General features: G+C 65.6%; 5 protein-coding genes and 2 pseudogenes. 6 read left to right on the forward strand and 1 reads right to left on the reverse strand.

Going from position 1 to position 9,097, the window contains the following annotated elements; genetic code table 11:
• The first annotated feature begins 169 nt into the window (after positions 1–169).
• From DR039_RS10095 to DR039_RS10120, 6 genes and pseudogenes are all read left to right on the forward strand, one after another.
• Positions 170–2,812 (forward strand): DEAD/DEAH box helicase, encoded by a 2,643-nt coding sequence (locus DR039_RS10095; protein ID WP_111837225.1) that lies wholly within the window; start codon positions 170–172, stop codon positions 2,810–2,812.
• A complete protein-coding gene (locus tag DR039_RS10100) occupies positions 2,809–3,708 on the forward strand; it encodes a sensor histidine kinase (protein ID WP_111837226.1) in 900 nt (299 codons plus the stop codon). The genes DR039_RS10095 and DR039_RS10100 overlap by 4 nt, the downstream gene beginning before the upstream one ends.
• Positions 3,709–3,785: 77 nt before the next feature.
• Positions 3,786–4,484, forward strand: a complete 699-nt coding sequence (locus DR039_RS10105) for a response regulator transcription factor (protein WP_111837227.1) — start codon at positions 3,786–3,788, stop codon at positions 4,482–4,484.
• Between the two features lie 139 nt (positions 4,485–4,623).
• A complete protein-coding gene (locus DR039_RS10110) occupies positions 4,624–5,697 on the forward strand; it encodes an ABC transporter substrate-binding protein (protein WP_111837228.1) in 1,074 nt (357 codons plus the stop codon).
• Positions 5,698–5,875: 178 nt separating this feature from the next.
• Complete coding sequence (locus tag DR039_RS10115) at positions 5,876–7,600, forward strand: ABC transporter permease (RefSeq protein WP_111837229.1); 1,725 nt, start codon at positions 5,876–5,878, stop codon at positions 7,598–7,600.
• A gap of 101 nt (positions 7,601–7,701) precedes the next feature.
• Positions 7,702–8,385, forward strand: a pseudogene (locus tag DR039_RS10120) (ABC transporter ATP-binding protein); the annotation flags it as partial.
• 2 nt (positions 8,386–8,387) lie between these two features.
• On the opposite strand, the pseudogene DR039_RS10125 reads toward DR039_RS10120, so the two are convergent.
• Positions 8,388–9,071 (reverse strand): annotated as a pseudogene (locus DR039_RS10125) (ABC transporter ATP-binding protein); the annotation flags it as partial.
• Positions 9,072–9,097: the final 26 nt, after the last annotated feature.

Consider the following 9,097-nt stretch of genomic DNA (forward strand, 5'->3'; position numbering starts at 1 on the left):
GTTTCGCCGCGCGCGGCCTTAGCCATTCGGCGGAACCAAATGGTGGAGATGGCGCTGGGGGCCTGCTCTGGCTGAGCCGGGGCCCGATTGCTTAGGCGTCACAGGCCTTGCCGAGGGACCGCCGCCGGGCGCACCGGTTCTTGTCACAGCCCTGGGGCACACTGGCGTCATGAGCGCTCTGCCGCCGCCCGCCCCCGCACGGGACCTCACCGAGGTCCTGAGCAGTATTGGCGCGCGCGACGGCAGGCTCATCCACCTGGAACGCACCCCTGCCCGCGCTGGCCACGCCACCGACTGGCCCAGTTGGGCGGACCCAGACCTGGTCGCCGCTTACCGTCAGCTGGGTATCACCGCCCCCTGGACCCACCAGGTGGCTGCCGCAAACGCCCTGCAGGCGGGCCAGCACACCGTAGTCGCTACCGGCACGGGCTCAGGTAAGTCGCTGGCCGCCTGGCTGCCCGCCCTCTCGGGGGTGCTGGCCGCCCAGCGCCTCAATGCGGCTAGCACGCGCATCAGCCAGCACGGGCGCCGCCCCACCACTCTTTATCTCTCCCCCACCAAGGCCCTGGCCGCTGACCAGGCCGCCGCCCTGGCCCGCCTGGTCACCGAGTTGGAGTTAGTGCAACGCCGCAACGACCCGGAGCTCCCAGCCGCCGCCTTGCGCACTGTGCGCACCGGCACCTGTGACGGGGACACCCCCCTGCCGGAACGCGATTGGGTGCGTGCGCATGCTGACGTGGTCCTGAGCAATCCTGACTTCCTGCATTTTTCTCTGTTGCCCGGCCATGAGCGCTGGAATCGCTTCCTGCGCTCCCTGCGGTACGTGGTGGTGGACGAGTGCCATGCCTACCGTGGAGTGCTGGGGGCGCATGTGGCCCTGGTGTTGCGCCGCCTGCTGCGCCTGGCCCGGCGGCTGCAAGCTGGCGGTCCCGGTCCGGTGGTGTTGTGTGCTTCGGCGACGGCGGCGGAGCCCGCACTCACTGCCGCCCGGCTGATCGGCGTCACGCCCCAGGAGATCACGGCGATCACTGAGGACGGCGCTCCTCACGGTCAGCGCACCCTGGCCCTGTGGCAGCCCGCATTGAAAGACCCCTGGGATGCCTGGGGGGCTGAGCTAGCCGAGGCTGGCGGTGCCAGCGCGCAGGGCAGGGTGCCAGTTATGGGAACGGCGCCTGCCGCCCACATGGGGCCGGAATCCGCTGCACACCCAACACCGGCAGCCGAGATTGCCTCAAGGTCCGAGACTGTGCCAACACCTGCCACGGCGTCGTCTGCCCTGCTGGCAGACACGGAGGACGCCGACCCGGCCGAGCGGCGCTCCGCGATCACTGAGGCCGCTGAACTGCTGACTGATCTGCTCACAGTGGGTGCCCGGGCCCTGGTCTTTGTCCGCTCCCGTCGCAGCGCGGAAGTGGTCGCTGAGCACACCCGCGACCTGCTCTCTCGCTCCTTGCCTGCGCTAATGGATAGCGTTGCTGCCTATCGGGGCGGTTATCTGCCCGAGGAGCGCCGCACCCTGGAGACGGAGCTGCGCCGGGGACGCCTGCGCGCCTTAGCCACCACCAATGCCCTAGAGCTCGGCATTGATGTGAGTGGCTTAGACGCCGTCATCATCGCCGGTTGGCCGGGCACTCGCGTGAGCCTAGGCCAGCAGGCAGGCCGCGCCGGGCGGGCTGGCAGTGACGGCGTCGCCGTGCTGATTGCCAGTGACGACCCCCTGGACGCCTACCTGGTGCACCACCCGCAGGAGGTATTCACCGGCCCAGAGGCCACAGTCTTTGACCCCACCAACCCCTATGTCTTAGCCCCGCACCTGTGCGCCGCAGCCTCAGAGGCGCCTTTGCGCCAAGCGGACCTACCCCTGTTCGGGCTGCCCGATAGCACGCTGCTGGATGATCTGACTGCACGCGGGGCGCTACGGCGTCGCCCCACCGGGTGGTTTTGGAACACGGCGCTGCCAGGTCGCGCCCAAGACCTCACCAGTCTGCGCGGGGAGGGCCCACCGGATGTGCCCATTGTGGAGGCCAGCACCGGCACGGTGATCGGCACGGTGGACGGCTCTCGGGCCGACGCCACTGTGCACCCCGGGGCCGTATACGTGCATCAGGGGCGCGTGCTGCTGGTTGAGGAGCTCACCGAGGAGGCGGCCCTGGTGCGCGAGCGCCCCGCCTTGGGGTACCGCACCCGCGCTAAGAGCGAGTCCACGGTGCGGATTTTGGCGCAGCGGGAGCGGCAGGACTGGGATCGCGGGGTGGTGTGGGCTTTCGGCTCCGTGGAGGTCACCAGCCAGGTCACTGGTTTTATGCGGCTAGGCCCGCCGGGCTGGGAGGTGCTCTCTCAGCATCCCCTAGAGCTGCCGGAGCACACTATGCCGACGGCGGCCGTGTGGTGGACAGTCCCGGCAGAGCAGTGCGCCGCTGTGGGGGTGACGCCGGAGCGCCTGCCGGGAGCCCTGCATGCCGCCGAGCACGCCGCCATTGGGCTGCTGCCACTGTTGGCCACCTGTGACCGCTGGGATATTGGGGGGCTCTCCACCGCCCTGCACCCGGACACGCTCACGCCCACCGTCTTTGTGCACGATGGGCACGCTGGCGGCGCAGGTTTCGCGGAGCGCGGTTACCGGGCCGGTCGGCGCTGGCTGCAGGCCACCTTGGAGACAGTGGAGCAGTGCTCCTGCCAGGCCGGTTGTCCCTCCTGCGTGCAGTCCCCAAAGTGCGGAAATAACAACGATCCTTTAGACAAGCCTGGTGCGGTCGCGCTGCTGCAACTCCTGTTAGAAGCCGCGCCACCTGACTCCCACCCACTGCCATGAGCCCGGCCGCCACACTTGCCTTAGCGGTGGCACTCGCCCTAGCCGGCATTGCCACCGCCGCCGCGCTGCTCCAACACCGTCGCGCCAATATCGCCCGCGCGGAGGCAGAGCGCTTACGCGCCCAAGCCCGCGAGCGCGCCACCCCACGGGATGTCCTCGCCCACGAAATCCGCACGCCCCTGTCCCTCATCCGTGGCTCAGCTGAACTCCTAGCGGAGGAAACCCCCGGCGACCTCAACCAGGTCCAGCAGCGCTTCGTCACCACCATCATCGACAACTGCGAACAAGCCATCGGCATGGCTGAGGATTTCCTGACCCAAGCCCGCCTAGACCATGAGCTTTTCTCCCTGCACTTAGCTCGCGTCGAACTGCGCTCCCTGGTGCGTACCTTGGTCCAGGAGATGCGCCGCTCCACCCGCACCCAGATCCGCCTGGATGACCACGGCGCCCCAATCCGCATCACGGCTGACGCGCGCCTATTGCGCCAAGCCATCGCTAACACGGTCACCAATTCGGTGCGCCACGCGGGCACAGACGCCACGGTCACCGTCTCAGTTACCGCCGCAGACAGCACCGCCCTGGTCACCATTTCTGACGACGGCGCCGGCATGACCCTGGAACAAAAGCGCGCGTTATTCACGCCCTACAGCTCCACCAATGCCTTGGATGCCCCCGCCAGTAAGGGAGTCGGCCTGGGCATGGTGATTACGCGGCAGGTCCTAGCGCTGCATGGCGGAGAGGTCCTCATTGACACGATCTCCGCGCGCGGCACCACCATTTACCTGTCTCTGCCCACGCACGGGCCCACCGCAGCTGCTCCGCCTCCCGCCACACCACCAAGCCCACCGTTAACCACTTCTCCCGCCCCACCTTCTGCCCTAAAGCGGGGACAATAGAGGCAGCGTGCCGTTGCGTTGGCGGCAGCCCCCGCAGCCGCAGATAGGCAGGCGAGTTAAGCGATGGGAGGTGTCGGATGGAGCTGAGCCGGAGCACACAGCCGGTCGCCCTCGTCGTCGACGACGAGCCACAGATGCGCTATATCGTCACCTTCGCCCTGGAAACACAGTCATTTACCTGTCTTAGCGCAGGCAGCGCGGAAGAGGCGTGGGAGTTGCTGCGCAGCCGCCAGGTGGACCTCGTCATCCTGGACGTAATGCTGCCGGGCCTAGACGGCGTCGCCCTGTGCCGCCGTATCCGCGCCACCTCAGACGTGCCGATCATCCTGTTAACCGCCATGGGCGATGAAGAGCACCGCATCACCGGCCTGGAGTCTGGCGCGGATGACTATGTGACTAAACCCTTCTCTCCGCGTGAGCTAGCTCTGCGCGCCACCGCAGTGCTGCGGCGGGCAGGTGCCTCGGTGGGCGACGTCGTCGTCAATGGGCCGCTGCGGGTGGTTCCTGCCACCGGGGAGGTCACCTGGGATGGTGAAGCCCTGCCCTTACCGGACACTGAGGTGCGCCTCTTGGCGGTGCTGGCGCGGCATGCGGGCACGGTGTTGGAGTGGACGGATCTGCTCAACGCCGTGTGGGAGACGGCGGAGCGGGCGGGAGGTAAGGAGATGGTCCGCACCACCGTTTACCGGCTACGTCGTCATTTGGAACGGCGCGGCGTTTCCCCTGATGTGGTGGTGGCGATCCGGGGTCGGGGCTACACCATGCCGAACCTGTGAGTGGCGTGGCCCCGAGCATTTGATAACAGCACTGTCACAAAGCGTCATACAGTGGCGGAGCCCACGTTCACTTTGCCTGTGCATTATGGGAGCTGGTCGACGCAATGTGGCGTCCCGCAACCGAAAGGTCCCCTCCCCCATGTTCACGCACCGCAAGGTCGGCGTCCTCCTATCCGGGGCGGCCACCCTCAGCCTGATCCTGTCCGCCTGTGCTGGCACCCCCTCAAACTCCTCCACCAAGGCGGCCGGTGGTGCCGACGGCGCCGAGGGCCCAATCACCGTCGCCTGCGGTGCCATGGAAGACCTGTGCCAAGCCTGGACCGACGCCTTCACTAAGAAGACCGGCATCAAAGCCACCTATGTGCGCCTATCCTCCGGTGAAACCGTCGCCCGCCTGGCCTCCGCCAAGTCCAACCCGGAGTTCGACGTCTGGCACGGCGGCCCCGTGGACGGCTACGGCGAGGCCGTCAACCAGGGCCTCCTAGAGGCCTACTCCTCCCCCGAAGCCAGCAAGATCCCCGACAAGTACAAGGACGCCTCCGGCAACTGGACCGGCGTGTACATCGGTGCCCTGGGCTTCTGCTCCAACAAGACCGCCCTGGACAAGTTGGGCGTAGAGGTTCCCGACTCCTGGGACGACCTGCTTGACCCCAAGCTCAAGGGCCAGATCTCCACCGCCCACCCGTCCACCTCCGGCACAGCTTTCACCACCCTGTGGACCCAGGTGACCCGCCTGGGTGGTGAAGACCAGGGCCTGGACTACATGAAGCAGCTGCACGCCAACGTCCTGCAGTACTCCAAGTCCGGCACCGCCCCCGGCCAGATCGCGGGCCGTGGGGAGGCCGCCGTGGGCCTAGTCTTCTCCCACGACTGCGTGAAGTACCAGGAAGAGGGCATGACTGACCTGCAGGTCTCCTTCCCCAAGGAGGGCACCGGCTATGAGGTTGGCGGCGTGGCCCTGGTGGCTGGCTCCAAGCACAAGACAGCCGCCCAGAAGTACATCGACTTTGCTATCTCCGCAGAGGCGCAGAACATTGGGCAGACTGTTGGCGCTTACCAGGCACTGACGCACCCGGACGCCAAGCCCTCCGAGAAGATGGTCAAGCTCGACTCGCTGACCCTGGTGGACTACGACTTCACCAAGGCTGCCGCCGCCAAGCCGAAGCTCACCAAGCGCTTCGATGAGGAGATCGCCGCGAAGCCTAAGGAGTAACGCTTCGGGGGCGCCTGCAAGGTTTAAACCGCGCAGGCGCCCCGCCCCTCCGGGCCTTACCGGCTCTACTCGCTCTACCGGCTCTACTGGTTTTTTGGCCCTGTTTGGCTTTGCGGGCTTTTCCAGGTTCTGCCTAGGCCAGCTCCCCTTCCCCTCCACCACACTTAATGAGGTCAGCATGTCCGCCACCGACGCCGTGTCGGCTAGCGCCCCCCGGCGCCGCACCCGCACCAAGGTCCGCCAGGACCCCGTGACCCTGACGATCACCGCCATCGTCGCCATATTGCTTGTGATGCTGGTGGGTTTGCCCCTGCTGCGCATCCTCGGCGAAGCCTTCACCCCCGGAGGCTTGGACTCCCTGTCCGGCCTGATGACCTCCAAAACCAACCGCGCCATCATGCTCAACACCCTGGTGCTGGGCACGGTGGTTGGTGCCTTGGGCACCCTGGTGGGATTCGTTCTGGCTTATATCCAGGCGCGGGTGGCATTCAAAGGCAAGCGACTCTTCCACCTGATCTGCCTCATGCCGATTGTCTCCCCACCCTTCGCAGTGGCGACGGCGTCGATCACACTATTTGGACGCAAAGGCATTATCTCCAACCAACTCCTAGGCCAGGACTGGAATATTTACGGCCTGGACGGCCTGACCCTGGTGCTCACGCTCTCCTTCTTCCCAGTGGCATATATGAACCTGCTGGGCATGTTCCGCAGCCTCGACCCGGCGATGGAGGAGGCGGCTTCCTCCCTGGGCGCCAGCCGCTGGACCATCTTCCGCACGGTGACCCTGCCCATGGTGGTGCCAGGCATTGCGGCCTCCTTCCTGCTGCTATTCGTGGAGGCGATTGCCGACCTGGCCAACCCGCTGGTCATCGGCGGTGACTACACGGTGCTGGCATCCCGCGCCTACATTGCAATCACTGGCGAATACGACACCGCTGCGGGCGCCGCCTACTCCCTGGTGCTGCTGGTACCGGCGCTGCTGGTATTCCTGCTGCAGCGCTACTGGTCCACGCGCGCCTCCACCGTGACCGTCACCGGCAAGCCCGCTGGCAGCTTCAAACCCATTAAGGACAACCGTGCCCGAGTGCCGCTGCTGGCCTTATCCGCAGTGGTGTTGGGCCTGGTGGTCACCATCTACGCCGCCGTGGTGATTGGTGCCTTCGTGGAGATCCTCGGCGTGAACAACAAGTTCACAATGCGGCACTTCAAATACATCCTCTCGGGCATCGGCAATGACGCCATGATCGACACCACCATGCTGGCACTTATAGCCACCCCGATCGCCGGGGTGCTCGGCATGATGATCGCTTGGCTGGTGGTGGTGCGGCTGCGCCGCGGCGCCGCAATCATGGACTTCATTGGCATGCTGGGCCTGGCTGTGCCCGGCACGGTTATCGGCATCGGCTACCTGGTCACCTACAACGTGCCCGTGGCAATGTTCGGCGTAAACATCATCCCGGCACTGGCCGGTGGCGGAGCAGTCGCAGGCGGCGCCATTGCCATCGTCATGGTGTATGTGGCGCGCTCTACGCCCGCAGGCCAACGCTCCGGCATCGCCAGCCTGCAGCAGATCGACAAAGCCATCGACGAGGCCTCCACCTCCCTGGGTGGCTCAGGCCTACAGACCTTCCGGCGCATCACGCTGCCCTTGATCCGCCCAGCTTTCCTGGCAGGCCTGACTTACGCCTTCTCCCGCTCAATGACGACGCTGTCTCCGATCATCTTCATCACCACGCCCCACACCAAGATCATGACCTCGCAGATCTTGTCCGAAGTTGACGCCGGGCGCTTCGGCAATGCCTTTGCTTTCTGCGTGATCCTGATCGTGATCGTGCTGAGCGTGACAGGCCTGATGAGCCTCGTAGTCAAAGACCGCTCCGTGCGCACAGGAGCCACCCTGTGAACGCCCCTGACCGCGCCCCCGGCGGCCCTGCCGGCTCTGACCGACCTGCTAGCCCCGGCCGCCCCGCCCCAACTGCCCCCACGGACCCCAAGGACCAGAACATGAGCACCCAGACCAGCGCCAAGGCCACCGACGCCGTCGCCGTTACCGGGCACCTGCAGTTGCAGGACGTCGTCAAGACCTTCTTCAACCGCGGCAAGGAGGTCAACGCGGTCCAAGGCGTGAACCTGGATATCGCGCCGGGTGAGTTCATCACCTTCCTGGGCCCCTCGGGCTGCGGCAAGACGACGACTCTGCGCATGGTGGCCGGTTTTGAGGACACCACCTCCGGGCGGGTGGTGCTGGATGACGTGGACATGGTGTCACTGCCGCCGAATAAGCGCCCCATGTCCATGGTGTTCCAGTCCTACGCTTTATTCCCTCACCTGAGCGTGCGCGACAATGTGGCCTATGGCCTCAAGCTCCGCAAGCTGCCAGCCAAGGAGATTGACGAGCGGGTCAAGGTGGCTCTGACCTCCATGAACCTCACCGCCTTAGCTGGGCGCGCCCCCAATGAGCTTTCTGGTGGTCAGCAGCAGCGGGTGGCTCTGGCACGCGCCATGGTTATGCGCCCCAAGGTGCTGCTATTTGATGAGCCCCTGTCTAACTTGGATGCCAAGCTGCGCGTGCGCATGCGGTTGGAGATCCGCCGTCTGCAGCAGCGCATGGGCATCACGGCGATCTATGTGACTCACGACCAGGCTGAAGCTATGACCATGTCCGACCGGATCGTGGTGATCCAAGCCCGGGCTTGGATCACCACGATCCGGTCGGACATGGTCATAGCTTCAGCCTGGTCGTGAGTCACATAGATCGCCGTGATGCCCATGCGCTGCTGCAGACGGCGGATCTCCAACCGCATGCGCACGCGCAGCTTGGCATCCAAGTTAGACAGGGGCTCATCAAATAGCAGCACCTTGGGGCGCATAACCATGGCGCGTGCCAGAGCCACCCGCTGCTGCTGACCACCAGAAAGCTCATTGGGGGCGCGCCCAGCTAAGGCGGTGAGGTTCATGGAGGTCAGAGCCACCTTGACCCGCTCGTCAATCTCCTTGGCTGGCAGCTTGCGGAGCTTGAGGCCATAGGCCACATTGTCGCGCACGCTCAGGTGAGGGAATAAAGCGTAGGACTGGAACACCATGGACATGGGGCGCTTATTCGGCGGCAGTGACACCATGTCCACGTCATCCAGCACCACCCGCCCGGAGGTGGTGTCCTCAAAACCGGCCACCATGCGCAGAGTCGTCGTCTTGCCGCAGCCCGAGGGGCCCAGGAAGGTGATGAACTCACCCGGCGCGATATCCAGGTTCACGCCTTGGACCGCGTTGACCTCCTTGCCGCGGTTGAAGAAGGTCTTGACGACGTCCTGCAACTGCAGGTGCCCGGTAACGGCGACGGCGTCGGTGGCCTTGGCGCTGGTCTGGGTGCTCATGTTCTGGTCCTTGGGGTCCGTGGGGG

Source organism: Actinomyces bovis (assembly GCF_900444995.1).
Classification (GTDB): Bacteria; Actinomycetota; Actinomycetes; order Actinomycetales; family Actinomycetaceae; genus Actinomyces; species Actinomyces bovis.

Excerpts from the sequence above, each read along its gene's own strand:
- DR039_RS10110 (WP_111837228.1), top strand. The coding sequence starts at position 4,624 with ATGTTCACGCACCGCAAGGTCGGCGTCCTCCTATCCGGGGCGGCCACC.
- DR039_RS10105 (WP_111837227.1), top strand. The coding sequence starts at position 3,786 with ATGGAGCTGAGCCGGAGCACACAGCCGGTCGCCCTCGTCGTCGACGAC.
- DR039_RS10095 (WP_111837225.1), top strand. The coding sequence starts at position 170 with ATGAGCGCTCTGCCGCCGCCCGCCCCCGCACGGGACCTCACCGAGGTC.
- DR039_RS10115 (WP_111837229.1), top strand. The coding sequence starts at position 5,876 with ATGTCCGCCACCGACGCCGTGTCGGCTAGCGCCCCCCGGCGCCGCACC.
- DR039_RS10100 (WP_111837226.1), top strand. The coding sequence starts at position 2,809 with ATGAGCCCGGCCGCCACACTTGCCTTAGCGGTGGCACTCGCCCTAGCC.